General features: G+C 41.5%; 31 protein-coding genes, 2 pseudogenes and 2 riboswitches. Of the genes and pseudogenes, 17 read left to right on the top strand and 16 right to left on the bottom strand.

What is annotated here, in order from left to right:
- Positions 1-35 precede the first annotated feature (35 nt).
- Positions 36-704: a YdcF family protein gene (locus ABLT31_RS21225; RefSeq protein WP_367755427.1), complete on the top strand. Its 669-nt coding sequence runs from the start codon at positions 36-38 to the stop codon at positions 702-704.
- A 714-nt stretch (positions 705-1,418) separates the two neighbouring features.
- On the opposite strand, the gene ABLT31_RS21220 is transcribed toward ABLT31_RS21225, so the two are convergent.
- Positions 1,419-1,940 carry a type II toxin-antitoxin system VapC family toxin gene (locus tag ABLT31_RS21220; protein ID WP_367755425.1) on the bottom strand — a complete coding sequence of 174 codons (522 nt, stop codon included), beginning with the start codon at positions 1,938-1,940 and terminating at the stop codon, positions 1,419-1,421.
- Between the two features lie 224 nt (positions 1,941-2,164).
- The gene (locus ABLT31_RS21215; RefSeq protein ID WP_367755423.1) at positions 2,165-2,389 is read right to left on the bottom strand and encodes a hypothetical protein; all 225 of its coding nucleotides are present in this window, start codon (positions 2,387-2,389) and stop codon (positions 2,165-2,167) included.
- 252 nt (positions 2,390-2,641) lie between these two features.
- Between ABLT31_RS21215 and ABLT31_RS21210 the strand changes: the two genes are divergently transcribed.
- The 5 genes and pseudogenes from ABLT31_RS21210 (at position 2,642) to ABLT31_RS21190 (ending at position 6,046) form a co-directional block, all read left to right on the top strand.
- The gene (locus ABLT31_RS21210) at positions 2,642-3,190 is read left to right on the top strand and encodes an REP-associated tyrosine transposase (protein WP_367755421.1); all 549 of its coding nucleotides are present in this window, start codon (positions 2,642-2,644) and stop codon (positions 3,188-3,190) included.
- A 206-nt stretch (positions 3,191-3,396) separates the two neighbouring features.
- Positions 3,397-4,092, top strand: a pseudogene (tnpC, locus tag ABLT31_RS21205) (IS66 family transposase); the annotation flags it as partial.
- Positions 4,093-4,561: 469 nt separating this feature from the next.
- Positions 4,562-4,957: a hypothetical protein gene (locus ABLT31_RS21200; protein WP_367755419.1), complete on the top strand. Its 396-nt coding sequence runs from the start codon at positions 4,562-4,564 to the stop codon at positions 4,955-4,957.
- Between the two features lie 119 nt (positions 4,958-5,076).
- Positions 5,077-5,202: a hypothetical protein gene (locus ABLT31_RS21195; protein ID WP_367755417.1), complete on the top strand. Its 126-nt coding sequence runs from the start codon at positions 5,077-5,079 to the stop codon at positions 5,200-5,202.
- A gap of 310 nt (positions 5,203-5,512) precedes the next feature.
- Positions 5,513-6,046 (top strand): hypothetical protein, encoded by a 534-nt coding sequence (locus tag ABLT31_RS21190; RefSeq protein ID WP_367755415.1) that lies wholly within the window; start codon positions 5,513-5,515, stop codon positions 6,044-6,046.
- 162 nt (positions 6,047-6,208) lie between these two features.
- On the opposite strand, the gene ABLT31_RS21185 is transcribed toward ABLT31_RS21190, so the two are convergent.
- The 9 genes from ABLT31_RS21185 to ABLT31_RS21145 form a co-directional block, all read right to left on the bottom strand.
- Positions 6,209-6,529, bottom strand: coding sequence for a CFI-box-CTERM domain-containing protein (locus ABLT31_RS21185; protein WP_367755413.1), 321 nt, complete (start codon positions 6,527-6,529; stop codon positions 6,209-6,211).
- Positions 6,530-6,654: 125 nt separating this feature from the next.
- Positions 6,655-6,810 carry a YvrJ family protein gene (locus tag ABLT31_RS21180; protein WP_367755411.1) on the bottom strand — a complete coding sequence of 52 codons (156 nt, stop codon included), beginning with the start codon at positions 6,808-6,810 and terminating at the stop codon, positions 6,655-6,657.
- A 55-nt stretch (positions 6,811-6,865) separates the two neighbouring features.
- The gene (locus ABLT31_RS21175; protein ID WP_367755409.1) at positions 6,866-7,090 is read right to left on the bottom strand and encodes a DUF2922 domain-containing protein; all 225 of its coding nucleotides are present in this window, start codon (positions 7,088-7,090) and stop codon (positions 6,866-6,868) included.
- Positions 7,091-7,153: 63 nt separating this feature from the next.
- A complete protein-coding gene (locus ABLT31_RS21170) occupies positions 7,154-7,381 on the bottom strand; it encodes a DUF1659 domain-containing protein (protein ID WP_367755407.1) in 228 nt (75 codons plus the stop codon).
- Positions 7,382-7,476: 95 nt separating this feature from the next.
- A complete protein-coding gene (locus tag ABLT31_RS21165; RefSeq protein WP_367755405.1) occupies positions 7,477-8,163 on the bottom strand; it encodes an N-acetylmuramoyl-L-alanine amidase in 687 nt (228 codons plus the stop codon).
- The gene (locus ABLT31_RS21160; RefSeq protein ID WP_367755403.1) at positions 8,156-8,641 is read right to left on the bottom strand and encodes a hypothetical protein; all 486 of its coding nucleotides are present in this window, start codon (positions 8,639-8,641) and stop codon (positions 8,156-8,158) included. Before ABLT31_RS21160 ends, ABLT31_RS21165 begins: the two co-directional genes overlap by 8 nt.
- Before the next feature lie 66 nt (positions 8,642-8,707).
- Entirely contained in the window at positions 8,708-8,890 is a 183-nt protein-coding gene (locus ABLT31_RS21155) for a hypothetical protein (RefSeq protein ID WP_367755401.1), read from the bottom strand.
- Between the two features lies 1 nt (position 8,891).
- On the bottom strand, positions 8,892-9,860 hold the full coding sequence (locus ABLT31_RS21150; RefSeq protein ID WP_367755399.1) for a hypothetical protein: 969 nt from the start codon (positions 9,858-9,860) through the stop codon (positions 8,892-8,894).
- Between the two features lie 24 nt (positions 9,861-9,884).
- Entirely contained in the window at positions 9,885-10,226 is a 342-nt protein-coding gene (locus tag ABLT31_RS21145) for a helix-turn-helix domain-containing protein (protein ID WP_367755397.1), read from the bottom strand.
- A 779-nt stretch (positions 10,227-11,005) separates the two neighbouring features.
- A riboswitch (cyclic di-GMP riboswitch) is annotated at positions 11,006-11,093 on the top strand.
- A gap of 85 nt (positions 11,094-11,178) precedes the next feature.
- A riboswitch (cyclic di-GMP riboswitch) is annotated at positions 11,179-11,269 on the top strand.
- 12 nt (positions 11,270-11,281) lie between these two features.
- Between ABLT31_RS21145 and ABLT31_RS21140 the strand changes: the two genes are divergently transcribed.
- The 4 genes from ABLT31_RS21140 (at position 11,282) to ABLT31_RS21125 (ending at position 14,700) form a co-directional block, all read left to right on the top strand.
- Positions 11,282-11,707 (top strand): hypothetical protein, encoded by a 426-nt coding sequence (locus tag ABLT31_RS21140; RefSeq protein WP_367755395.1) that lies wholly within the window; start codon positions 11,282-11,284, stop codon positions 11,705-11,707.
- A gap of 298 nt (positions 11,708-12,005) precedes the next feature.
- A complete protein-coding gene (locus ABLT31_RS21135; RefSeq protein WP_367755393.1) occupies positions 12,006-12,266 on the top strand; it encodes a sunset domain-containing protein in 261 nt (86 codons plus the stop codon).
- Positions 12,267-12,758: 492 nt separating this feature from the next.
- Positions 12,759-12,929, top strand: a complete 171-nt coding sequence (locus ABLT31_RS21130; RefSeq protein ID WP_367755391.1) for a hypothetical protein — start codon at positions 12,759-12,761, stop codon at positions 12,927-12,929.
- A 211-nt stretch (positions 12,930-13,140) separates the two neighbouring features.
- Positions 13,141-14,700, top strand: a complete 1,560-nt coding sequence (locus tag ABLT31_RS21125) for a vanadium-dependent haloperoxidase (protein WP_462976519.1) — start codon at positions 13,141-13,143, stop codon at positions 14,698-14,700.
- 374 nt (positions 14,701-15,074) lie between these two features.
- On the opposite strand, the gene ABLT31_RS21120 is transcribed toward ABLT31_RS21125, so the two are convergent.
- Positions 15,075-16,460: a sigma-54 interaction domain-containing protein gene (locus ABLT31_RS21120; RefSeq protein WP_367755384.1), complete on the bottom strand. Its 1,386-nt coding sequence runs from the start codon at positions 16,458-16,460 to the stop codon at positions 15,075-15,077.
- A gap of 257 nt (positions 16,461-16,717) precedes the next feature.
- Here ABLT31_RS21120 and ABLT31_RS21115 point away from each other — a divergent pair, with 257 nt between their 5' ends.
- The 6 genes and pseudogenes from ABLT31_RS21115 to ABLT31_RS21090 form a co-directional block, all read left to right on the top strand.
- The gene (locus tag ABLT31_RS21115; RefSeq protein ID WP_367755382.1) at positions 16,718-17,974 is read left to right on the top strand and encodes a M20 family metallo-hydrolase; all 1,257 of its coding nucleotides are present in this window, start codon (positions 16,718-16,720) and stop codon (positions 17,972-17,974) included.
- Between the two features lie 35 nt (positions 17,975-18,009).
- On the top strand, positions 18,010-19,209 hold the full coding sequence (locus ABLT31_RS21110; RefSeq protein ID WP_367755380.1) for a M20 metallopeptidase family protein: 1,200 nt from the start codon (positions 18,010-18,012) through the stop codon (positions 19,207-19,209).
- A 52-nt stretch (positions 19,210-19,261) separates the two neighbouring features.
- The gene (locus ABLT31_RS21105) at positions 19,262-19,963 is read left to right on the top strand and encodes a DUF5058 family protein (RefSeq protein WP_367755378.1); all 702 of its coding nucleotides are present in this window, start codon (positions 19,262-19,264) and stop codon (positions 19,961-19,963) included.
- A gap of 25 nt (positions 19,964-19,988) precedes the next feature.
- Positions 19,989-20,699, top strand: a complete 711-nt coding sequence (locus ABLT31_RS21100; protein ID WP_367755376.1) for a small-conductance mechanosensitive channel — start codon at positions 19,989-19,991, stop codon at positions 20,697-20,699.
- A 51-nt stretch (positions 20,700-20,750) separates the two neighbouring features.
- Positions 20,751-22,178: an amidase gene (locus ABLT31_RS21095; RefSeq protein ID WP_367755374.1), complete on the top strand. Its 1,428-nt coding sequence runs from the start codon at positions 20,751-20,753 to the stop codon at positions 22,176-22,178.
- Positions 22,179-22,755: 577 nt separating this feature from the next.
- Positions 22,756-22,910: pseudogene (locus tag ABLT31_RS21090) on the top strand (NAD-dependent epimerase/dehydratase family protein); the annotation flags it as partial.
- A gap of 174 nt (positions 22,911-23,084) precedes the next feature.
- On the opposite strand, the gene ABLT31_RS21085 reads toward ABLT31_RS21090, so the two are convergent.
- On the bottom strand, positions 23,085-23,456 hold the full coding sequence (locus ABLT31_RS21085; protein WP_367755372.1) for a HEPN domain-containing protein: 372 nt from the start codon (positions 23,454-23,456) through the stop codon (positions 23,085-23,087).
- A gap of 16 nt (positions 23,457-23,472) precedes the next feature.
- Positions 23,473-23,814: a nucleotidyltransferase domain-containing protein gene (locus ABLT31_RS21080; RefSeq protein WP_367755370.1), complete on the bottom strand. Its 342-nt coding sequence runs from the start codon at positions 23,812-23,814 to the stop codon at positions 23,473-23,475.
- Between the two features lie 515 nt (positions 23,815-24,329).
- Between ABLT31_RS21080 and ABLT31_RS21075 the strand changes: the two genes are divergently transcribed.
- Positions 24,330-24,500 (top strand): hypothetical protein, encoded by a 171-nt coding sequence (locus ABLT31_RS21075; RefSeq protein ID WP_367755368.1) that lies wholly within the window; start codon positions 24,330-24,332, stop codon positions 24,498-24,500.
- Between the two features lie 29 nt (positions 24,501-24,529).
- On the opposite strand, the gene ABLT31_RS21070 is transcribed toward ABLT31_RS21075, so the two are convergent.
- Positions 24,530-25,252, bottom strand: a complete 723-nt coding sequence (locus tag ABLT31_RS21070; RefSeq protein ID WP_367755366.1) for an oxygen-binding di-iron domain-containing protein — start codon at positions 25,250-25,252, stop codon at positions 24,530-24,532.
- A gap of 62 nt (positions 25,253-25,314) precedes the next feature.
- Positions 25,315-25,914: a cupin domain-containing protein gene (locus ABLT31_RS21065; protein ID WP_367755364.1), complete on the bottom strand. Its 600-nt coding sequence runs from the start codon at positions 25,912-25,914 to the stop codon at positions 25,315-25,317.
- Positions 25,915-26,169 lie beyond the last annotated feature (255 nt).

The following is a 26,169-nucleotide window of genomic DNA, read 5'->3' as shown; positions in this document are numbered from 1 at the left end:
GTCCTCCCACGGCCTTAATTATAGGAGAACCATGGATGAAACTTGAGGATTCGACCATGAATAAGAGAAATCATTCGAATAGGTTAAGCCGGTATAAAATGATGAGAAGGAAAAAGTGGCAAATGCATTACCGATGGGCTGCTCTTCTCCTTTCTTTAGCTATCTTTCTGTTTGCCGGAACTTTTCTAGTCCTCGATGAAGAACCAAAGAAAGTGGATGCCATCATTATCTTGAGCGGAGGATCGGAGCGATTGGATAAGGCCATGATGTTATATCAAAAAGGTTATGCCGATCATCTAATCCTTTCCAATGGATTAGAAACAAATCTGGAGGAAAAAGCTAGAAAGCATCTTCCTTCCTCATCCATCATCATGGAGGATAAAGCTCGTAGTACGCTAGATAATGCTATCTATACTAAAGAAATTATGATTCATCATCACTTTCGTTCAGCCATTGTCGTTTCCTCTGACTATCATATGAAAAGAGTAAAATATCTCTTTGAAAAAGCCTATGAAGAAACAAACGTGGAATTAACATACATATCAAGTAAGAGCGGCTTCTTTAAACCTCTTTTATGGTGGACATCCAAGTCCAGCATAAGAGTAACCGTAAACGAATACCTGAAACTCGCCGGCAACGCTTTAGGCTGGCATGGCCCTAAAGCCAAAGCCCCCCTCAACGCCCTCAACCACCTCCTTTTTTAGAGGAGTGCCTGTCACCACCCGAATTATGTCGAGGGTGGTGTAGAGGCTCTAAGAAAGAAAAACTAAATAGGGTCACCCAAGCTATGCTAATATTGCCTGTCCAGAGATTGACGCATGTAATGACTGTATCATAGAAAAGGAAAAGGATGTCTCTAGTGAGCCTGCTGCAACAGGTTCACTAGAGACATCCTCTAAAAAACAACGTATGGTTATTGTAAAAGAGTATGAGTTAGTTGAGAAGATCACTGGCGTTTTTTATTAGGTTTGCAAGTTTTCATTACCCTATAAGGCAGAGGAAAAAGGGGTTTCGGTGGCTCATGAAATTACAGAAGAATATACCTTCCAAACGTGTGCTTGTTGCAAAGAAATGCCTTCCAAGTAAAGTGAATCGTAAGTATCGAGGATTGTATATTTGTAAAGAGTGCCAACCGGTGATCAATGCCGATGTAAATGGGGCCATTAATCTTTCTGAAAAGAATCTGGAAGCCCTCGAAAGGGTATCAGAAGTGGTTTTGGGCACGCTCAAGTTATATATATGTTCTACGGACATCAGTTCGTGGCGTAGAAACTGAAGCTCGGCTTTTTCAAAAGGTCAGTAGTTCACCGAGTCTACAACGGATGAACAGTTATTGGAGGTTTGCCACAAATTTAAAGCGTTAAAGGGGCTTACCCCAGTAATTATTGATACTCAAGCAGGACTTAATTTTTCAATGCTTAAGCGACTTTAATTATTTTTAGATTCCATGAGTCTACGTTTGAATAATAATTATGGACAAAATCACTATCTAATGTGGCTAAGTATTGGTATCCGTTCATTCTAGCAATTGCTAAATGGAGAGAATCCGTCGGGTCTAGCTGGGTGATACGCATATGTACTTTGGCCAACTGATAATCGTCGTCAGTAGAATCTAAGATATCTACTGTAAAACCAAGATCTTGTCGTAAGCTGCGGATGAAGTTTTCAAATATGGTAACAGATAAGTTGTAGAAAACATCAAGCTTGTCCCGATTCACTTCATTCTCTTTTGCTCTTTTAATTAATTCATTGATATTAGCGGATAATTCTTTATTGTAGAAGCGAAGAATCTCCTCTTTTTTGGCAATGCGGTATAAATACTTAGCTGATTCTAGTTCTACTAACATTGCTTTCTCTTGAGGTGTGAGTTTATCGTAACCATTATTGGTTTGATTTAATAACTTATTGTTTTCATGGTAAACCTGAAGGGACCCTAACACGAGCCCTTGGAATAATCGGTTAGTCACTTCAGCGAAGGTATGGTTGCTGATTCCTAGAATGACATTATTTTCAGTCCATAGGTCAAGAGCATCAGCAACATGAGTCAGATCTAGGGTCAGTTTTATCTAAGAAAGACAAAATAAAACAAGCATCCAGATAAATGGATGCTTGTGAAAAATCCTCTGTATCCATTTGTTCAGTGTTAATAATAAATTCCATATTTTTACCTGCCTTGGTTATGAAGATCAACAAGAGTACGACCGAACGAACCATAGATACCAATTGAATGTTGGATATCCCGTGCGCTTACGTTCTTTTTATTTTTTACAGCGAATTTTTCTTTCTTTACTTTCCGGACTGTTGGACTTTGATGTACGGTAATCATGTGTATCACCTCATCTTCTTTGAATTTCTTTATACTGTATTTCTTATTTCTATATTCATCCATGATATTCCTTCTTTCAAAACTATTTGATATTCTCATTTTTTACAAAGATTGGTTTTATTAAACGCGAGTGCCTGTCACCACCCGACTTTTGTCGATGGTGGTGTAAAAGGTTTATGCAGGGAAAACTGCTCATCTTGTTGAATTAATATTTGGAACTCAATTAGAAGAGGAGTGGTGGAACAGAACATAAATTTGAGGAACTTCTATGTGGGTCTACATCTATAGACCATAAAAATGAGGAAGGAGCCAAGGATGGGACGAAAACCGAGAATATGGCACCCGGGCGTAGCCTATCACGTGACCGGAAGAGGAAACCAAAGGGCAAAACTGTTTAAGGATACCTTAGACTATGAAGTGTTTTTGCGCATTATGAACCTCGCCAATGAAAAGACCCCCTACCAACTCTATGCTTACTGCCTGATGCCTAACCATTATCACTTATTACTCTCATCAGAAACCAATACTATATCCCGAGTAATGGCACGAATCAATAAAGGATTCGCAAATTATTTTAATAATCGCTACGGTGTTTCAGGACATGTATTTGAAAAACGATTTTATAGCCAACCCGTAACGGAAGGCCATGGACTTGCTTATGTCAGCCGCTATATTCATAACAATCCCGTTGTCGCCCAACTAACAGTAACCCCCGCAGAATACCCCTGGAGCAGCTACCCTCAATATCTCACCGACCTAAGAAAAACATCCCTATGCCCCGTCAACGTAGTTAGAATCCTAAAACTCTACCCAGGAAAAGCCGAAGAAAAAAGACAATACTACCAACGCTTCGTCGAGGATTAGAGTGCCACTGTCACCACCCGGATTTTGTCGAAGCGATAGAACCCAATTCATATCCTTTTTCGGATGTGAATCGGTAAGCGTCTAATAAGTCAGTGTATGGAAACTTCCCTAAGTCTTTGAGACAATTCTCTAAATTAGAGTTTGTAGAGTTTTTCGACTTTAATCGAAAAACTCCAAAGGGAGGTTTAGAGTTGAATACCAGGGAACAACCTGGCAGAAGCGGCAAATACCCTCAGAAATTCCTAAAAGGTTTCAAAGGGTACCTTCACTCGGATGCATACGCGGGGTACAAAAAGATTCCAGCTATCACAAGGTGCCTATGTTGGACGCATCTTCGAAGGAAATTCGTAGATGCCCTTCCGAAAGATATACATAGCCCGGAAGCGACCCTTCCAAGCCAAGGTATTACATTCTGCAACAAACTTTTCGAAATAGAAAAGACACTTGAGAACCTCTCGAGCGAACAGCGTAAATCGGAGCGTCTGAAACGAGAAAAACCCGTTTTAGAGGCCTTTTGGGCATGGGTCGATTCTACCAGAGGGAAGATTTTGCCCAAATCCAAACTAAGTGAGGCTTTGACTTATGCGCTGAACCATAAGGAAGAGTTTATGAATTATCTTAAGGACGGCAACTGCTCCATTTCAAACAACCTTGCAGAAAATAGCATTCGTCCCTTTACCATCGGACGTCGAAATTGGCTTTTTAGCGGAAGCCCGAAGGGAGCCTCGGCCAGTGCGGCCGTTTACAGCATCATCGAAAGTGCTAAAGCAAATGGTCTTAATCCATATAAATATCTTCAATTCATCTTTAGCCAATTGCCGGGAGTACAGTTCGGCCAGCACCCAGAATTTCTTGACGATTACCTTCCGTGGAGTCCAGAAGTTCAAGAAGCCTGCAAATAGAGCAAAACTCAGTTTACTTGAGATTTTGCTCTTTTTCTATCCACCAAGTTATTAGACGCTTACGTTTTAATTGAATTGATAGGTAGAATCTATCCATAAAAGCGAGGGACGAACATCAGGAGAAACCATTTCGACAAGATTTGCGATACAACCAGAAATATCATACGGTAAATTAATACTATATTTACGTTAGCAACCGTAAGGGTAGATGGGAGTCTGATCATATTGGAAAATAAAAAAGCAGAAACCATTAAGTATCTGGAAGATACGATAGCTAAAAAAGTATGGGATCAAAGAAGTGAAGAAAGCGTCAAACGGATCATTGCGATGATAAAATCATATTGATGATTGAACTAGTAACCTTTATTGATTACCCCTTACCAAAACAGGATATATGTACTGCGCAGAAAACAGGGATAGAGCTAGAATGGTATAAGAAAAGGGAAATATAGGAAGGGTTGGAAAAGATGTGTATAATCTGCGAGCCATACTATCATCCAGTCTGCTAGGGGTTATAATAGGGTTATTTCCGCTTGCGATGGAAGGGCAGACTACACCTGCTGTGTACAAAAATGAAATGATCCCTGCCGTTTTTGTTCCAGAAGAGCAAAAGGCCGAAACACCTGCTTCCTCTTTGCCTATTGCAGATAAAGAAACCTTAAACGAGAAGCCAATGAATCAGGCAAGTGAGGAGAAAGTGGTAGACCAGCCAAAGGAGGAGCCAACGGTTCATGCAGTACCTGAGCAGGAGAAGAAGATGCCAATGGATTCACCGGCTTCGGTAGAGAAGAAAAAGCTACCTGTAACTCCACCTCCAAAGCGACCTGAGAAGTCGATAGAGAAGGTATCTTACCTCCGGTTGTAACAGTACCAAAAAAGAAGGAAACCATTGCCCCTCCAGCACCATCAGCACCGGAACCAGCCGAGTCTGTCCCTGCTGCGGTGACAGAAAATACCCCTTCGCCTGAAAACGACACCTCGCCGGTGGAGCATAAGGAACCGGAAAGTGTAGTAACTAGTACTTACTCTATTTCACCAGATGGAGAGATTCGATTCCATGAGCAGGAGCTTGGTGATGGTGAAGAGAGTGAGGATATGATAGATCCATAAGAAACTGATGAAGCAAATAATTGAAGTGAAATTATGAAGAAAACAGCAATCTCATTACTACTCACCTTCCATCTAAAAAAGACTGGAGTTAGTTCTCAATGTAACTGACAATATAGCGCCTATCGCCACCAGGAAAGCAGATGTTCCTTACTATTCATTGAGGGAAAAGAAGTGCAGAATAGAAACTAGAAAAAATCATATATGATGGTGAATACTGCTCTAACACTCAACTTCATTTTTTAATTCCCAATTAATATTTTCATGATATCATGTACCATAAGTAAATGATAACTTATAGGTGGAGATGACGATGAAGAAGAAATGGTTTTGGGCATCGATTACTGTTTTGGTAATTATTTGTGCGGGGGGATTTGCCGGTTATAACTATGTTATTAACAAAGCATCGGAAAAAATAGCTGAAGAACTATCGAGTAACGAAGAAATCATGAAAGATCTTAATAAAATAGCTGGTTCCAATGAATTATCTAATGAAATATCTAATGAAATATCTAAAGCGGAACTTTTGGCGGACGTAGATCAAGAAACTGATACACAGGACAGTATGGAAAAAGAAAGCCCAAAAACAGGTACATCAGACGGTACGACTAATAAATCCGATCAAAGCACAAGCAATCAAAACAGTAAAGGTACTAACCAATTCGCTAGTAAACAGGATGCAGTTAAATTTGCGATGAGTCGGTTTTCAGCTGCAGAAATTAATCGTTTTAGAAAAATGGCTAGTGATGGTTTGACTGTAGAAGAAAAGAAAGAGCTAATAGCAATCGCTTATTCTAAATTCTCTGCTGCAGAGATTGAGGCTGTGAAACAAGCGGTTTCTCAATAATCAATTATTAGAAGGTTATTCATTTTTGAATGCCTTTTTATTTTTGCCCGCCTCCGGGGGTGATACCCCTTGGGTAGGGGGTCTGACCCCAGTTGATTTTACCCATGCACCATTCCTTTCAATGAAAAAAGCCCCTTGGAATCCCAGAGGCTTTTTATGATATCAAACCAGTTGATACTTCTGTTTTATATACCACCAGAGGATCATAGTTGTTACAATAGGTAAAAGGACTATTGGATGAAACATTGCATATACCAACAACACTACTGGAGCCAATAGGACTCTAACCGTCATTTTTAACATTTCACTGTCAGCAATGAGCTGAGCAATTGGCGGAGAATATTTATAATACAGCTTTACAAAGCCTTTGGGCAACAGGCTATTGATGAAAAAATAGTCTTTGATGTCGATAAGGATCAAGACATTGATATATTTGATGTAGTGGCAGTAGCTAGAAATTTTAACAAATAAGAGAGATAACACAAGCGTTCATAGGTTGTGCTGTACCAAAAAGAAGGCCTGAACTCCTCCCGTACGGATGAGGATCAGGCCTTTTTGCTTTTCGTTCGACCAGTGCCCTGCTGAATAGGCTTTGGGTTTCCGCCACTCTATGTTTCCTTCCACCCATGGATCGCTTTGGTCATCTCGGCAATCGAGGTGGTCAAATTATCCATCTTGTTTTCCACCCTTGTGAGCAAATACCAGGAAACAAAAATGGGGAAACCCAGATTGCCGATCAGTGGAATGAGGTCCAACTGTTCCATAGGGTCTCCCTCCTTTGGGTTATTCGACAGGTGCCTGTCACCTGTCGAAACCGGATTACTCTTCAACGCTAAAGTCAGTGACGGTCCGTTCCGTAATTCCAGCATCTTTAATGGATGCGATGTCGAACAATCCTCCAATGGCTAGAACCGCTTCCATCTGGGCTTTCACCGTTGCGGATGTAAGATCTGCTTTGGGAGCGGGGACGTCCAGCTTTAAGGTTTTTCCGTCCAATTTGTTGAAGTACAGAGAGATGAGGGATTCGTTAAGTTCACGAGGCATGAGGTACACCTCCTTTCATTAGGGGATCAAATCGAGGAACTGTCTGGGGAGTCAAGATGAAGATTAGCCAAGAACTTCGATGATTTCTTGATCCGTGGAGAGAATGACTTGATCGAGAGGCCATTCGGATAGGGCTGCCATGGCTTGTCCGAACGCGTGGGCGTTCTCCAGGGTAGCATTTGCAGCATTGACGTTCTTGTAGATGCGGGTCTTGCGGATGGCCTTGCCATCGGGGCTCATTCCGCTGATGAAGACGAGCTTGATTTCCTTGATGTCACGGGTCATTAGCATGTGGTTCACCTCCTTTCTTTGATACTTTTATACTATCATCTTTCTTTTTTTTGTAAACAATAAAATATAATATTTTATAGTTTTTGAGTACAAAGTTATTTTCTAGGAGTTCCCGTTAAATTCACTTTAAAATCCAGCTCATCCCATTCTACGGTGTAGCCCAAGGCCTCGGCTACCTTTCGAATGGGGGCAAAGGTCGTTCCTTTATCAATATAGCCCATGGCAATCGGATTTCCGTTTCGGCAGATGGATACGTGACGGTGGGGGGATTCGAGGTCTTTCATTAGGCGGGACCAAGGAAAGAGAGGGCCAGGACAGTTGGGTTTATTCACGGAGTCTATTTCATAGTGCCCAATAATGTACTCACGGGTCATAGGGATGTTCCAGCGACTAGCGATTTGGCGGATAAGCCAGAGCCCGGCTTGATACTGTGCTTCGTCAATGGCTCCGCCTCGATCTTTTCCTTCAAATTCAATAGTGATGGTATAACGGTTGGGGTTGCTGCCACGAAGAAGGATTTGTTTAGCTGAGGGCTTTAAGATCCGTCCATTGGTCCAGGCGCCATCGGTTTCCTGGACGTACTGGTGGATCTCTCCTTTCTTGCCCACTCCATAATGGCTGCTTACTTTGCTGTTGGGGTGTTGGAAGTGCGCTAGAGTTCCCGCTAGCGACCCGGCCATCGTATGTAGCACGATGAGCGCAGCAGCGTGCCTGTCACCACCCGGGTTTTGTCGAACGTTAGGCGTGAAGTGAGGGCTGGGTTTACATTCGATATTAAACATGGGAAGTACGCTCCTTTTTAAATTGATGATAAAACTGGGTAGCCGCGGCAATGTGTCCCGGGGGAAAGATCCCTTTCCAAAGCTGGAAGAGGGCTGGATCATGAACTCTTAACAGGACTTGACCTATCCTTGTCATCATGATCAAGGCCAGCTTTTTCTCGACCACCATGAAAAGGTCGGTATGGAAGGATAGATCGGTGAGAATTTCTTCAGTTTGCGCATTTACAAGGATTGCAATTGGACCCGTATGGGCGAGGTGAAAGGGAGCGGAAATGAGTTCGCCTAACTCGTTATGATATGTAAAGGTGCCAGCGTGAAAATAGCACATGGTCTCTCCCATCTGTTCGATATGTGGCCAAGTTGAACGAGGGGAATGAGGTTTCAAGAGTTCAAGAGCTAATAGATTCATGAGAAAATATCTCCAAGGGTCATTTTTCGATAGTCCTTCGGTATGCTCGTTCATTTCTATTTGGTTCATTTGTCTTTACCTCCTAGAGAGATGGTTTGGATTCGTTGTACTGTCTGAATTTATAACTGCGTTACATCATTTGGACAGCACGAGGAAAACTTGTTGCTTGGCGCGAGCCAAGTTTTCTAGGAAGCATTCATGATGATAGGATTGGAGGCCTGATTCTGGTGTAGAATACAGTCCCCCATTGAGGAATGAAGCGACCGTAAGAGAACAGGAGACGCACATCTGTCTACCATATTGTTTCAGTCTAATCATGCTAAAGTTCCCCCAATGCTTTTTTCAGATCATAGAGTTGGGCTTCTTGCTCAGGTGTTAGCTTACCGGGATCTTTCGGAGGGCAATGGATCTGTCTCCAGACATAGATAGGGACATCGGGAGGACAAGGCGGAATACCGTCTGGGTCTTCATAGGGATGTGGTGCTGGAGGAGGAGAAAGAGGAGTGTTCCACTCGTTCTGGAGAGCTTTATGAAGATAAGCGGCAAATCGTTCTTTGTCTCGGGAATATCTTATGCATGTCCGGATCTTATTCAAGTATCCTTGGTCCGTGTAGCGGGGGTGATCTTTCCACTTCATGTATATCGTTTCTATGCTTTCCTTACGGAGGAGAAGTTCGGGATTCGATTGAATGGCTTGATAGAGGATCGGTGGAAGGGAGAAGATCGGTAGATCGGTTGGTTGCTTAGGCAAGGTCGTGATGGGTGAGCGTGAATCAGGCTGAACATCGTTATCCGGTGGTTGTGGCTTGTCTAAAATGGGGGCGTTAATCTGTTTGCCATTAGGAGGATCGACTTCCCGTTCAGGAGCGACCGTATCCTCTTCAATAGGGAGAGACTGTGGTGAGCTAGAGGTACAAGGAACAAAGTCATGGTCGTAGTCTCGGAGTGCGGTCAGTGGCAGGAGTGCTTTTTCCGGACAGTTTTCGGGGTAGAGGTAAACGGTAACGAGACATTGGTTCGTTCCGGGTGTTTTTCTTAAATCGATCAATCCATAGTTCCATAATGGCCGGAGAATCTGATTGTAAAATGTAGAGTTACCGACTTTAAGTCGCTTCGTTAGTTGAGTCAGGGAAAAGGGTAGAACGGTGGGGGCTGTCGAGTGGAGCTGATCTTTCCAGCTGTGGAAGTTTAGCCAAGCTAAGAAGGCTTTTTCGCCTAACTTGGGGAGCCAATCGGACAGGGTAAACGGATAAAGGGGAAGATAGGGGAAAGTAGAAAGCGTGGACATAAGGTAACCTCCTGAAAGTGGGTGTTAGGGGAGTGGATCTTCTTGGACAAGCTTCTTGAGCGTTTGGATGATCTGGCGACGCTGTTCCTCATCTTTGGCTTGGGCTGCATAAAAGTACAATTGCTCGAGAAAGTCTTCGTGATTGAGAGGCAAAGGTATCCAAAAGTCGGGAAGAAGAAGCTGAGGCGCTGTATGTAGGGGGTGAGAGAACTTAATTAGGGTCTTCAGAGATAAAGTTCCTTGCTGTTCAATTTTTTGGACATATTGAAGACTGTTGTTCAAGCTTTTTGCGAGTTCTAGCTGCGTATACCCTCGTCTTTTTCTTAATCTGCCAATATTCTCGCCAATCATTCGACGCTCGTCCATATGAATCACTCTCCCCATTTCACTTTAGAAAAAAGATGCAGAATTGAAAACCAACCAAATGGTAGTATTCTGTGTGAAGGGATTCACAATGATAGAGTGAGGTTCCTACAGGAGCCGTCCCCGATTGGGAGAAGAGATGATCTGATCATCAAGATCTTTTAATCTATCTATTATTTAAGTCTTTTAAATATATATTTATATAAATAGACTCTCCTGAAGGAGAGATTAGCTGTTTATAGATTCCCATAGGAGGAGAATAGAGATAAGAGAAAGGGTCCCCAGTGAGGAAAGTTGGGGTCATTCCTTATTGGGGAGAATCGGGAGGTAACCAGTCCTTCTCCTGAGACAGGAGAGAAAGTGCCTTATTGTGTTAGGGCGTTTCGTTAAGAGAAGTAGTAGATGGGCAAAATCCGCTCTCCTAGGTGGGGAGTGATATCCATTGAGTGCCTGTCACCACCCGGATTTTGTCGAGAAACGGAACGATCCCAGAACGGGAGAACGTGCTAAGTAAGGGGACCGTTCACAAAGAATAGTCCTTCTAGTTGGGAGATGTATTCCGTTTTAAGAGTAGCCTTTAATATAAGAGAAACTCTCCTAAACGAGGAGGAACTTCGGGGGAAAGAAACAAGGGTAACTATGAAAAGACTCTACGCACTATTACTATTAAAATTAAGTCTTAATGACTACCCATAAGAATAAAAGATAGGACGAATGGGATATGTTCTTATAGGCTTAGGTATTGGTAATATCTTCTATAGAATTCGACAAAAATATAAATCGTACGACAAAGGCAAAATCATTGAAAGATGATGACGCAAAGCTAGAGGGGCTAACCCAGCCACACTGATATGCCAGCCAGCTGCCGATAAAACGGCCTGTTCGATTTATTTTTCAAAATAATATAAGGAGGGCCGTTAGTGATTTGATCGAACTCATTGATTTTTCTTACTCAAATCGATAAAGGCAAACCTATGGAAACTTAGGGACGCAAAACTAAAAGGGGCTAAATCCAGAATATCAGGATAAGCCAGCCAGTTACCGAAAGGAGAACCTATATGAGGTTTACTAAATTAATTATGATTTCAGCGCTAGCAGCAGCGATCTCGTTTAGTGGATTATCTGGAGAAGTGTATGCTAAAAATGAGACTACCAATAAACAGCAACAAAAAGTTGTGACTGAAAATGATATAAGAACAAAATACTTTCCCTTGTTTAAACAGCTAGAAAGTGAAGCGAAATCAAGTCTAAACAAATTAGTTTCAGATGCATTATCAGGAAAAGGTAGTTTTTCAGAGATAATAGCTAAAGGAAGACAGCTTCGGGAAGATATAACTTTAAAGTTTAACCAGTTGTTGGAAGAGATGGAGAATGAACTCGTAGCTGCTGGTTTAAACACGGATTTAGTGTCCGAAGCTGAAGAAGAGTTTAGTAATCAAAGCCTTATTCAGAAAGAGAAAATTAGAAAGAAATTTGATCAGTGAGATAGAAAATTAATTCTCGATTATTAGCCGTCCGAAAGGACGGCTTTCTTTGTTGATTCTGACTCTGTACTATGTTTTCTTGAAGTTGAAAGAATAAGCAGCAATTGGAAAGCAAACATAGAAGATGAAGGGATACATTGAAAATAATTAGAATAGGATTATTAATTACGTTCACATAAAAAGGTTACTTTGAATTGATAATATATGTATTAGGTAATGGTAATATAGTATAATTTTACTAGAAATTTATACTCACTCAAGGGAAAAGGTTTAAATATAGTAGAAAGGAACTAGCTATATGAAAAGAAAAATCATTATTTCTGTACTTTCTTCAATATTTGTATTATCAGCCATAGGAGTAGCAAGCGCCAATCATGGCGTAATTAACGATCATTCATACAGTTATTGTAACGGAGGAGTTAAAGGTAATATAAGCAATAAAGGAGAAAGGATATACCACGTTCCTGGTGGTCAGTTTTACAATAAAACAAAAGCGGAGTATTGCTTTAAAACGACTGAACAAGCACGTAAAGCTGGATTTAGGGCTTCAAAGAAGTAGGATAAGATTTAGATTGTGAATGTCCGCCTCTGGGGATACCCCCCCTCAGGTTAAGTAACTTGAAAGAAGTTGAGACTTTAGGTTAGGTCTGACTATCTATAAGTGATCAAGCCTAATTTAGATTCAAGTGATATTCGTATGGAGGTGTTACATGGAGGGAGATGCTAGGGTTACAAAGGGTAGTTCCTTTGTTAGCCTATCGTAATATATAACCAACTTTTATCGGAACTTTGCCCGCTTCGGGGGTGATACCCCTCGGGTAGGGGTCTGACCCCAGTCGAAAAATGTCGTTGATTACAAGGTTATTTAAGTAACGAATGGTGATATAAAACAAGGTCTAACTGTATAAAGCGTTCAGGCCTCATTTAGTATATTAGCTTTTTGAAAACCAATGGTAGGAAATTAATTGATAGGAGTAGAGAAAAATGTATAAGAAAATGAGAAGAAGGAAAGCAGCAGCTCTTTATTGGATGGGCAGCATCTTTCTTTTGTTTGGCTATCTTTCGGTCTGCTGGATCTTTTCTAGTACTTGAGGAAGAACCAAAGAACGCGGATGCCATTATTGTCTTAAGCGGAGGATCGGATAAGGCCATGATGTTTCATCGCCAACTATATTTTTCCTATTTTGAACAAACAATAGATGTTACGTTTGTATCCCCATAAAGCTGCGTGTGCAGCTTTTTTTGAATAAGGTTATTAACTTAGTAGAATAACCCATACACAATAAAATAGAAACGAATATACTGAACAGAATTTTAGATTATTAATTTTAATAAACCAACAGGCTCTATGGTCACATAACCAAAAGGAGATCACATAATGCCATTTACCCATGATGGTTTTGTACTGATATTTCATACGAAAAGGTGATAAAATGGGGACAAGAAAGAAAACTGCTAGTAATAAGAAAAATAAGTGTGTAATCGGGCCATTAAATGAACAAAAGCGTAATAGGAAGGCATTTCTAGTTCGTTTAAAAGCAGCACGCTCCCAAATGAAACGTCCGCTCCTTAATCAACCATGCAATAGCGATGAGCGATTGTTTTTAAAGAAAATCGGGAATTTTTCAAAGGGGTTGCCGCATAATAGACTTGGCGAGGTTGACCTCTGTGCCTACAACGCCTATATTAAGGCGTTAAAGACGGGTGACCCGAAAGACTTTGAATCCATCCCTCTAGGTGGTGTTGCCAAGCTAGCCAATCCACAAGCCGCATATGTATTTGATCTTATTGGTCCAGATTGTCACCATTTGGGTCTCGATGTTCCGCCGGCCTTCAGCAGTGCTTGGGAGGCAAGTGAAATGGCTGAAATATATTGGCAGGCCCTGACCCGCGATGTACCTTTCACAGATTACGACACTAATCCGCTCACCCAGGCGGCCGCTGTTGACCTCTCTAGATTTTCCGATTTCCGTGGACCGAAAGTGAATGGAGCAGTCACTACGGGGACCTTGTTCCGTAGTGCTACTCCTGGTGATATCGTTGGGCCTTATCTCTCACAATTTCTCTGGAAGGACATACCGTATGGAGCCACAACGATCATTCAGAAATATCATACTACAGTGTCCGGTTCGAACCACATGACCTTGTATGAAGAATGGTTGAATATCCAGAACGGCTCATCTGCAAGATCCCCATTATATGACCCCACTCCTCGATATATCCGAAACGGCCGTGATTTGGGCGAATATGTTCATCAGGACTTCACCTACCAGTGTCCTCTTTCCGTTTGTTTGATTCTGCTCCATTTTCCCAAAGAAGCACTATCTTTAGGCAACCCATATAGGAATTCAGCCACGCAGATCGGTTTTGTTACCTTCGGTGCCGCCCATATTCTTGATTTGGTTGCTAAGGCGGGTCGAGCAGCACTAGGAGCGGCCTGGTTCCAAAAATACCTTGTTCATCGCAGACTTCGGCCTGAGGAGTTCGGAGGACGTGTTCACAACCATTTGATATTGGCTGCCAATTACCCGATCCATTCAGAACTTCTTCATTCTCAGGCGATTTCCCAAGTGTTTAGCAAGTATGGCAGCTACCTTTTGCCTATGGCGTATCCGGAAGGCTGTCCTACCCATCCGGCCTATCCCGCAGGTCACGCTTGCATTGTTGGGGCAGGGGTTACTATACTTAAGGCATTTTTTAACGAATCATTTGTTATCCCCAATCCGGTGGTACCCAGTTTTGATGGCCTCACGTTGCTTCCTTACTCAGGCCCGCCTTTAACGATAGGCGGGGAATTAAACAAACTTGCCGCCAATATCTCTATTGGTCGCGATGCAGCGGGTGTTCATTGGCGCTCTGATGGGATCGAAGGTCTTAAGCTAGGGGAAGCTGTTGCAATTGGGATCCTTCGGGACTACCGGAAAACCTACAATGAGGAGTTTAACGGTTTCTCTTTAACTAAGTTTGATGGGTCTTCGATAACAATTAAATAGTTACACGGAATAATTAAAACGAAATAAAACGTGTATTTTTAACATTGGGGATTTGCTGTAAGCGTCAAATACTACCCAGCGCGCCTAGCAAAGCTAGCATAACTAGCTGATGAAAGTTCAGCCGGGGTAGGGACCAAGCCGCCCCGTAGCTAGTAGGCAGACGTCGGCGAAATCCGGCGGCTGAAGCCCTGTGCCCGCCTCGGGGGATAACCCCTCAGGTAGGGGTCTGACCATGGTTGAATTTTGTCGAAGCCCTCTCAAGAGCCTTGTTCTTGAGAGGGCTTCTTTTTCATTTAGATAATCCCCTAACAAAACCTGCATTTTGTTACTCTATTTTAATTTCCTCATTTTTGCCAGGATAACTCATGGGGTATTTATATTTTAATATTAAGTTTTTTTGCCTTTTTAACGACAGTGGATTGGTCAATTTTTAATACTTCTGCTACTTTCCTTGTGCTTTTATATTGGTGAAAAGCAGATAGAAGCAAGCTCCTTTCTAATTGCTCAACCGCTTCTTTTAAAGGGATAATCTCTAGTTTTTTGTCTTCAGCTGTTGGTTCGATCACTTCATGGATTTTTGAACTTTCAATGGTTTCGCCAAAGGTATTTATAACTAATCTCTCAATCATATTCTGTAATTCTCTGATATTTCCGGGATAATCGTATTTATGTAACAGTTTTAAAGCTTCATCTGATAACGTTTTTTTCGTTCCGTATTTATTATTGGTTTTCTTAAGCAATTTACTTATGAGGGGGAATAGATCTTCTTTGCGATCCCTAAGTGCAGGAATGGTTATGGGGACAACATTTAATCTATAAAATAAATCTTCTCTAAACTTACCAACTTTTGCAAGTTCCTTTAGATTCTTGTTTGTTGCTGCGATTACTCTTGCTTTCACTTCAAAGGTTGTAGATCCACCAATTCTCCGAACTTTTTTCTCGTCCAAGACGTGAAGAAGTTTGACTTGTAGACTTAAAGGCATATCTCCAATTTCATCAAGAAAAATGGTGCCGTTTCCGGCTATCTCAAAAAGACCTTTTTTGCCATCTTTTGAAGCGCCGGTAAACGATCCTCTCTCATACCCAAAGAGTTCAGATTCGAGAAGGTTTTCGGGTATGGCTCCACAATTAATCACGATAAAGGGCTCGTCTTTCCGTCCACTATTAACATGTACCATGTTGGCCATAAACCCTTTTCCGACACCGGTTTCGCCCAATAATAAAACGGTTGCATCAAGATTGGCAACGTGGTTAATTTGCTCCATTATCTTTCTCATAACCGCACTGTTATAGAGTCCCTCATGGTCTTTTTCTCTACCGATTCGTTTATTTAATTCATGTTTGAACCATTCGAGTTCAGTTTCCAATAGTTGGAGTTCCGTTTCCAACTTTTTTGTTTCTGTAATATCTCTTGAAATATTGATGATCTTGTCTATTTTCCCGCCCTTATCTAATATCGGCGTGCCTGTAACTAATATGATTCTACCTGCCAATGTTTTTTGTATGATACTTACTCTTTTTTTGGTTTTAATGACCTCACAAGTAACGGATACATCGAAAATCCCTTTTTCCTCTAATATAAAAGCACTGTGTCCAATGATTTCAGACCGTTTTACACCAAATAGTTCTTCACAAGATTTACTGATTCTTGTAAAGACTCCATCCCCGTTGGCAATGGTAATGCCATCAAAGCTGACATCAAGGATTGAATTAAACTCTTCAAAAGCCAGCTTGTAGATCTCCAGTTCATCATCTCTCATCAGTAGACCCCCTTACCTTATATACCCTAAGTTTAGCAATCTTGTTGATGAAAAATTTCATCGGGTTTTGATGAAAATATTCATCAAAAAACACAAACAACTCTGAATAATAGCCTAAACCTTACTTTTATAGAATAAAAAAGACTGGCATGAATATTGCTTTAGTTATTGGGTGTAATATTGGAACTACTGAAAATATTATATCATTTGGATGGTGGTTGTTTGTAGGGGGCAATAAAAAAGGAAGGAAAAGAGACATGGAGATTAATATTAAGAGAATGATGAATGATTTTGAAAATATTATTAGGTACACAAGAACTCCGGAGAATGGCTGTACAAGGTTTTCCTATAGCTATGAAGATAAACAGGCAAGGGATTACCTGCTCTCCCAGATGGAGCAGCTAGGTCTTTCGATCAAGGTAGATGCAATAGGAAATATTAGAGCCAAGTACGGCAAGGAATGGGAGAGGCCCTCCATTATGATCGGTTCCCATATTGATACCGTTGAAAATGGCGGGAAATACGACGGACTAACGGGTGTTTTAGCTGGTTTAGAAATTATTCGAGTATTAAAGGAAGAGGAAGTTGAATTAAGCAGGCCTATCGAATTGATTATTTTTGCAGAGGAAGAAGGCTCGAACTTCGGGATTACCATGCTTGGCAGCAAAGTACTGACAGGAAAATACAGTTTAGAGGAACTCCAATCGATAGTCAATCCAGAGGGTATTTCGGTTTGCGAAAAAGTAAAGATATTTGGTTTAGATATAGATCAAATGGAAAAGAGCAGGCTTGGAAATGATGAAGTAGATGCCATGATTGAACTGCACATTGAGCAAGGGGCAGTTCTTGAAACACGAAATCAGTCAATCGGGATCGTACAATCCATTGCAGGCATGAAGACGTATAAAGTTATCCTTGAAGGAGACTCCAATCATGCGGGGACTACTCCGATGGATCTTAGATCTGATCCCATGGTAGGGGCAACAAGAATCATTTCTCATATCCGGAAAGCCGCAAAAGAACTAGCTCTCCCAACCACTGTTGCCACTGTAGGGAAAATAGCCTGTCAGCCCAATATGCCGAACGTCATCCCTAAGCTTGTAGAATTCTATGTAGATATAAGAGATGTAGAGGAAAAAGGAATTGAAATCGTGTCAAAAGAACTTAAGGAAATCGTCGATACGGTATCTCTAGAGGAATCTCTAAAGAGTACCATGGAGTTAATTGGGGCTTCGAACACAGTCAAACTGTCTTCAAGGATCATCGAAAACATTGAAGAGATGGCCAAAAAACGAAACGTTGATTATATCAAGATGCATAGCGGTGCGGTCCACGACGCAGCCATGCTCCATCGTTTGACAGATGTAGGGATGATTTTTATTCCAAGTGCGGGTGGAAAAAGCCACTGCCCAGAAGAATTCACAAGCGAGAGTGATATTCAAACAGGTTGTAATTTATTGCTTGACGTCGTGATCACTCTAGCGGCCAAGAAGAATGAAACGCAGAAGATTTGATTTTAAAAAATTTCTTTGAAAGGAGCAGTTAACAGATGCTAGAAAAGACTTTTGAGAGATTAGAAGAGATTTACCCCGAGATGATAAACATTAGAAGAGATCTTCATATGTATCCAGAGCTCTCACATCAGGAGGAAAATACACCTCAAAAAGTTGCTGATTTCCTACTCAATTTAGGACTAGAAGTAAGAACAGGCGTTGGCGGAAGAGGAGTTGTAGGGTTGTTAAAGGGAGGAAAACCAGGGAAAACGGTCGGGTTGCGTGCTGATTTTGATGCGCTGCCTATCCAAGAAGAAAATGAGGTAGAATATAAATCTCGGATTCCGGGTGTTATGCATGCATGCGGTCATGATATTCATACGGCTGCATTGCTTGGAGTGGCTAAGGCCTTGACGGAAGTGAAAGACAAGATTCAGGGAAACGTTGTATTCATTCATCAATTTGCTGAAGAAGTGATCCCTGGAGGGGCTAAGTCCATGATTGAAGACGGATGCCTCGATGGTGTAGATGTGGTTTTTGGAGCGCATGTATCTTCGATTCATCCGCTTGGCAAGATCGGAGTAAAAGAGGGATACGCCATGGCAGCGGGTGACACGTTTGAAATTGATATTTTGGGGAAAGGCGGGCATGCCGCTACCCCTCATTTGACAGTGGATCCCATTACGGTTGGAAGCCAATTCATCGTAAACTTGCAACAAGTAGTTGCAAGAAAGGTAGATCCTGTTAAACCGGCTGTGGTTTCTGTTGCAGCATTTCAAAGCGGTACAGGATTTAATGTTATACCAGATAAAGCAAAGATAACGGGCACAGTCCGAACTTTCCATGAGGATATTCGGGATATGATCGAAAATTTAATTGGCGAAATCGTGAACTCTACCTGTCATGGTGTTGGGGCGACCGCCAACTATCAATATGTCAGAGGTTATCCTGCTGTGAAAAATCATCCAGATGAAACCAAGAGGGTCGAAGAGTTGGCTAAAGGTCTTTTTGGAGAGAAAAATGTCCTTCAGATGCCGGCTCAAATGGGAATGGAGGATTTTGCCTATTATTTGCAAAAAGTTCCCGGCACCTTCTTTTTTGTAGGAGGGAACTCTGATCGAATGGAGGAGTATCCGCATCATCATCCTAAATTTAATGTGGATGAACGTTCAATGATTGATATCGGGAAATTGTTTGTTTCCGTTGTTTTTGATTACTTGTCAAATGAAACCTCATCGAATGAACAGTGGGCTTGAAAGAACGGTTAAGAGATAGACAAACTTACTAAGTTTAGAGGAGGAATAGGGTATGGAAGAGGTTATGCGTTTGGCTAACAGTACACCGGTTTGGATTATCTCTAGTATTGTTGTATCGATCGTCATCTTTCAAGCTTTGATTTTCCTAAGAATAGCGTCAAAAACAGCTCCGAGTATCGGAATGACGCAGGAAGAGACGAAAAGAGCCGTTAGGACAGGATTTATTAGCAGTTTAGGACCTTCATTCGGAATCGTTGTTGTGATTATTTCCTTAATCGCCGTACTCGGCGGTCCATTTACATTAATGAGAATCGGGATTATCGGTTCTGCGGCTACGGAGTTAACGGCTGCTGGAATAGGTGCCAATGCTTATGGCACTGAATTGAATTCACCGGATTTTGGAATGCAAGCGTTTACTACAGTTATCTGGACGATGTGTCTTGGCGGTACGGGATGGTTATTTTTTGCTGCACTAGCAACAAAATCGCTAGGAAAAGTTGAAAAGAAGATCGTTAGCAAAAATGCCAAGATGATGACCATCGTTTCAACTGCGGCTATGTTAGGCGCATTTGCCTATCTTGCCAGTCAGCAAATGGTAAAAGGTTACGGCGAGGCAGTGACTGCCATTGTTTCAGGGTTAACCATGATGGTGATTTTATCGTTTGCGAATAAGAGAGGAATAAGATGGTTATCGGAGTGGGCACTCGGTATTTCTCTAGTATTAGGCCTGACGATCGGTTATCTTTCGACATAATAAACTAAAATAGGGGGGATGTTTCATGGCTCATGCGAATCAGGCTGAAGTGACAACGACAAGTGTAGAAGTGGGTTCTCAATCCATCAGTATGGAAGAGTTTCATAGCAAGTCAGATTTTTGGGGACGTCTAACTCTTTGGATGCTTATCATCATGTCGTTTGTCCCTCCCGTATACTTTTCTTTCGTTTTGGGTTATCATCCCGGCTGGGGGGCAATTATAGGCGGACTGATCGGCTATGCGGCCTTTATTGGTATTATGTGGTTTCTGGAACCTATTACTTATTATCCGGTATTGGGAAAATCCGGAACCTATATCGCCTTCTTAACTGGAAATATAGCCAATATGTGTCTCCCTTGTTCTGCTGCAGCACAAGAATCAATAGGTGCCGAACCTGGTACAAAAAAAGCTGAAATTGCCGGTACATTAGGAATAGCGATTGCTTCATTAACGAATATAATCGTTATAATTGCAGTTGTTTTAGGAGGTTCATACATTCTTACGATTATACCTCAATCCATTCAAGATGCTCTCAAGTATATTCTTCCAGCGATATACGGTGGTGTATTAGGACAATTTTCTCTTAAAAAACCTTTATATGGGTTAGTAGCCTTTGTGATCGGCCTTGCCGTCTTTTTCTCTCCCATTTTTAGTTTGATTAAGATTGTTGTTTGTGTAGGTCTTACGATTACTGTAGTTCTATTCCTTGAAAAATTAAGATCGAAAACAGATTAATCGGCGCTTATCCCATTTAAAGCGAGTATTCGAGGAGGAGTTGCTCTGAGCATGAATAAGGACATCTGTTTTGCTGCTGCAAGAGATCTTGCTGATGCTATTCGGTCTCGTAAACTATCAGTCCGCGAGGTAGTCGAGACACATCTATCACAAAAAAAAAGAGTCAATCCGCATGTCAATGCCATTGTTTCACTTTCAGAGGAACAGGCTATGAAGGAGGCCTTCCAAGCAGATGAAAAACTGGCCTCTGGAGAGGAAGTGGGGCCATTTCATGGACTCCCCATTGCGATTAAAGATACTCACAATGCAGTCGGTTTCCCTACTACGTGCGGATCCCCGATATTGCGTGAAAATTATCCGGTTAAGGACGATATTATTGTTGAACGATTGCGGAGGGCAGGGGCTATTATCATCGGAAAAACCAATGTACCGGAATTCGCCACAGGAGCTCATACCTTTAATCAAGTTTTTGGGATAACCAGGAATCCGTATGAACTGAGCAAGACAGCAGGAGGTAGCAGTGGCGGTGCAGCAGTTGCGGTTACATGCGGCATGATTCCTTTCGCTGATGGCAGTGATATGGGAGGATCTTGCCGTTATCCCGCCAGTTTTAACAATGTTGTAGGCATGAGAACTTCTCCAGGCCGGGTGCCATACACAAAGCCTGCACTTTACTCTCCGTTAGGCGTCCAGGGGCCAATCACACGAAATGTGGCAGACGCATTCTTTATGATGTCGGTTATTGCGGGTCCTGATGATCGGTCACCACTTTCCATCGAAGAACCCGGATCAAAGTTTCTTCAACCTTATGACACGAGTCTAAAAGGGAAACGCATCGCATTTTCCTCTGATCTCGGCGGCATCCTTCCCGTAGATTCCGCCGTAAGAAGGAACCTTGAGGAACAGGTCAAAATCTTTAGTGACCTTGGATGTCATATTGAAGAGGCGTGTCCGGATTTGATGGATGCAGAGGAGGTTTTCCACGTATTGCGGGCTTGGGAGATTGAAATGTCCTATTCTGAACTTTTTGATAGATTCCACCAATTAATGAAACCCAGTTTCGTCTGGAATCTCGAGAAAGGACGGAGGCTTCGCGGCATAGACATTGGCCGGGCGGAAAACCTTCGCAGTCAAATATACCTCCGGATGCGTGTTTTCTTTGAACAGTACGATGCGCTCATCTTGCCAGTTAGCCAAATTCCTCCATTCGATGCAAATATTGAATATCCATCTGAGATTAATGGTGTACAAATGGAAAACTATATTGATTGGATGCGATCCTGTTATTATATTTCTGCTACAGGTAATCCATCCCTATCTGTACCTTGTGGATTCACTGAAGGCGGACTTCCTCTTGGCCTCCAAATCGTTGGTCCGCATCGGGCGGATTTTGAAGTTTTAAGAATTGGCTATGCGTTTGAACAGACTACAGGGTATGGAAAACAACGTCCAAAGATATCAATTGCAAATGATATATAGACGACCGTGGTAGAGTAAAGTCGCGAAAGTACTAATGGACAAAATTCGCAGAAAACTCAGCGGGTACTACCGATTCTATGGAATCACGGATAACGGACCGATGATGGATAAATTCTATGAGGAAACCAGAAACATCCTATATAAATGGTTGAATCGTAGGAGCCAGCGTAAGAGCTTTGATTGGAATAAATTCCTGCTGTTCTTACGCAAGTTCCCATTACCTAGACCTAGAGTTTTCGTAAACATCTTTGATCTCCCACACAATCTAGTAACTGACTGTAAATGGTAATGACGAGGAGCCGTGTGCGTTAATTGCGCATGCACGGTTCTGTGAGGGTTGCAGGTCGAGAGACCTACTTCTACTCGACCCAGTCGGAATTTGTCGATAGTCTATGTATGTAAATTTCTTTTTCGTTAAAGCCTAGAAGCTCTGTTTCTTAATGTGAGAATCAGGGCTTCTCACATATTTGGTTTAGTTTGGAAAATTGTTTGTGATTTTAATTTGTGAATTTTAATAAGAGGGGATCCAACTAATACATTTAAAAAGGAGTTTCTTAATTATTGGAGTTGATAAGTTATGGCTATATTAGTCACTGAGGAGCCGGCTATATTGGCAGTTACACGTGTATTGAATTATTAAATGCCGGTTACAAGGTCGTTGTTGTAGACAACCATTCAAATAGTAAACCTGAATCTTTGAAGCGAGTTCAGGAAATTACTAATGCCCACCTCGGGGTGATACCCCCTCAGGTAAGGGTTTGACCTCAGACGAAGTTTGTCGAATACACTCAAGAGCGTTGTTCTTTCTTTTTCAATTAGAAAATCCCCTAACAAACCCAATCTTTTGTAACGATAGTTTTCTATTATTAACATATCTCCCTAATGGTGCAAAATAAAAAACCAACTCTAGTTGGTTCCTAATTCCTTTTCTATAAATTTTTCAATTTCAAGGTTAAATTGCTCTACACCCTTTAATACTTCTTTAGCTAAATTTCTATCATAGAAAACCTCACTATTATAATCTGCATCTGATCGATAATCCATTAGTTTATTATATAATTTGGCAGATTCTTTGGTTATAAACCCTTTGTTAGCTAGTTCTTTATTAACAAAGCCTCTAACATGAGTATGTTTATTTATATATTCACCTCTGATAATTAACAGAGCAGATACTGTTTGAAATGCAGAGTGATATAAATTACTAATGCAGCTATCATACCTTCCGCTCTTATAGTCATCTTTAGCCGAGGACAATTTTTCTTTTGCTTTTCGCAACATGGCCCTGCTTGCTTGTTCACTGTAGGACAATTTCTATTCCCTCTCTTTCAACATTAAGTTTTAGTAAGGGATTTACATACTCACCCGATTCCCAATCTTTATCATTAAAATACAGACAGCTTAATGTAATGCCATAATCAATGCTTATATCGGCTGATATATCTGACAATTTTGCTCTATCATTTATTGTTTTTGGTTTTTCTGTGAGGACCAACAAATCAATATCTGAATACTTTTCATCGTTGCCTCTTGCTTTTGATCCAAATAAAATGATCTTTTTTACCTTTAAGTCATCTTTGATTTTTTGATATAAGCTTTGTATTGCTGTTTTTTCAAGTTCAGAGATGTTTGTAAGCATGTCCACACCACCCTTAACAATATTATTATTTAGTCAATACCACCATTATTATAACATAGGGTACAAGTTATTATGGAAATAATATTCCTTTTCTTTACAATTTCCTGATTGTCAACGGCTATTTCAAAAACAGCTGTTTTAGAAGTAAAATACCTGAAAGCTGACTTGATTGCCTGACTCGTGCGTATTCCGGTCACTTTGACCACTCAATGGTAAGTTATTACCATCTAGTCCGAAAATCTTTGCTCGCCTCGGGGATCCTCCCTTGGGTAGGGGTCTGACCCCGTATCTGGATTTGAAAGAACGTTTATATTTCTCCTGTTTTAAAATCAACGATTTTATTGAAAAATATGAAACAGGTATTGAAAATTTCACCTATACCCTCATTTTTTTAACAATGGGAGCCAGACCATAAAGACTCCTTTTTAGTGGATTTCGTATGGAAGAGGTTTTTACTTTTTTTTTCATCTGGAGGTTGATTTATCCGTGCGTGGCACAACTCGGGATTTTTTTCGATGGTGAAAGGCCTGATCCCATCCATATCGGATGAAGGATCAGGCCTTTTTCTGCTTATCGGGTTTCCGAGATTTGTTCGAGTGATTGATGATAAAACGGTCATGTATCCGGATAAAAAAGATCGTAACACCGGGCTTCTGCTGCAACGGATTACGGTCTTTTCAAGTTAGGGTTCTTGATCGAGTGGAAACTTTCGCTTTTACCCACCCAACACTTCTTGCCATACCTCAGCCAGCTCTTCAATGGCTTTTTTACCGTTGCCAGAGAAGGAGGAACCATGCATGGTTGCAAGCGTTTTTGGACGGAGTTCGGCAAGGTCACGTAAAATTCGATCCGTTTTTGAATTGTATGGAATATAGCCAGCAAGCGGTCCTTGTTCAAATCCTTTCAGGGTTTCGCGGCAGCGGTCCGCCAAACTTTCTGTGGTTAAAGGTTCAACGTCACCGTTATGATGGAAGAGGTCAGAAGTTAATAAAGTCCGGTCTCCTTCTTCATAGAACAAACCAGCATCCCAACCGTGTGGGACGTGAGGTGTACTTATATAACGCAATTGTTTCTTGCCGATGCTGAGTGCTTCATTATGTTGAAGCATACGAGCAGGACGGAGGGCAAAATCATTAATATTGACCATTCCTCCCACAAACCCCGTGACAGCTTCTGATTGGGGGGCTAATTCCAGCCACTGGTTAAGGGACCCGCATTCGTCCGATTCGAAATGGCTGAAACCAATCCACCTTAACCGGGTCGGGTCAATGAGACGGGCCACAGCCTCTCGCATTTCTGGAAAGAAGGCTTTCAATCCAGTTGTAAACAAAAGAGGTTCATCATCCCGAATGAGAAACTGATTAAACTGCATCTCAATTTGTGGTACAAAGATAGAAATTCGAAAGATATCAGGAGCAATTTCATCGATTTTTGACATCTCATGCCCTCTCCTTTCAATGATCTAACAATACTTATGAGTGACAGTGCTCCCTTTCACAACTAGACTTGGATTTCAATTCCATATTGGGCAGCGATCGAATTCAACTTTTGCACATCTTCAGGACTTGGGGGACCGATAGGAACTGGTGGCATATGTTCCGGAAGAGGAACACTCAGTTCCTTTACAAAGTTTTCAAAGCCAGATGGGTAAGCAAAAACCAGGACTTTAGCTTGTTCCGTTTTCAAGGAAAAGGTGTGTTGGATCCCACTAGGGGCATAAACATAGGTTCCTGGACTCGCATCGATAGCTTCATCTCCAACATAGTAGGTGACTTCACCTTCAAGTACATAAAACGCTTCATCCTCACGAGTATGAATGTGGGGCGGTGGCTCTAAACCTTTCCGTTCCTCCATTTGAACCACAGCGTATTGACCTTGGGTATCGGCACCATCTACTAAAAAAGAGGCCTTTATCCCGCCTAAGAATAAGAACGTGTTGTCTTTAGAAGCCTTTCGAGCAAAAGGTACATGAACCATCACAATCCCCCAATCCTTAAAGAATATAGCAGCTAGAATCATTTTATGGCACGTCAAAGTATTTATTCTTAATAACCGTTCGACAATAAGAACGGGAATCTTTAGCGAAGGAGCGGCTGTCAAGGCTGCTCCTTTTTTTACTGAACTATAGGCAACAATAAGGGGATCTTGTTCTATTATTTTTTAGCTAAAAATAATTTAGGTAAATATTGGGGGTAAGGTTGAATTCGCAACCATCCGTAAGATTTGGGAGAAGTTGAACTTAAAGGGTTTTCTTCAACGTGCCCTAGAAGATACCAACATTGTGTCTCATCTCGATGAGACCATCTTTGCCATGGTGTTGAATCGTCTTATGGCCCCATCTAGCAAATATGGACT

Source organism: Ammoniphilus soli (assembly GCF_040813775.1).
The sequence above is the reverse complement of the archived record's forward strand: the minus strand, read 5'-3'. Positions and strand labels throughout refer to the sequence as shown.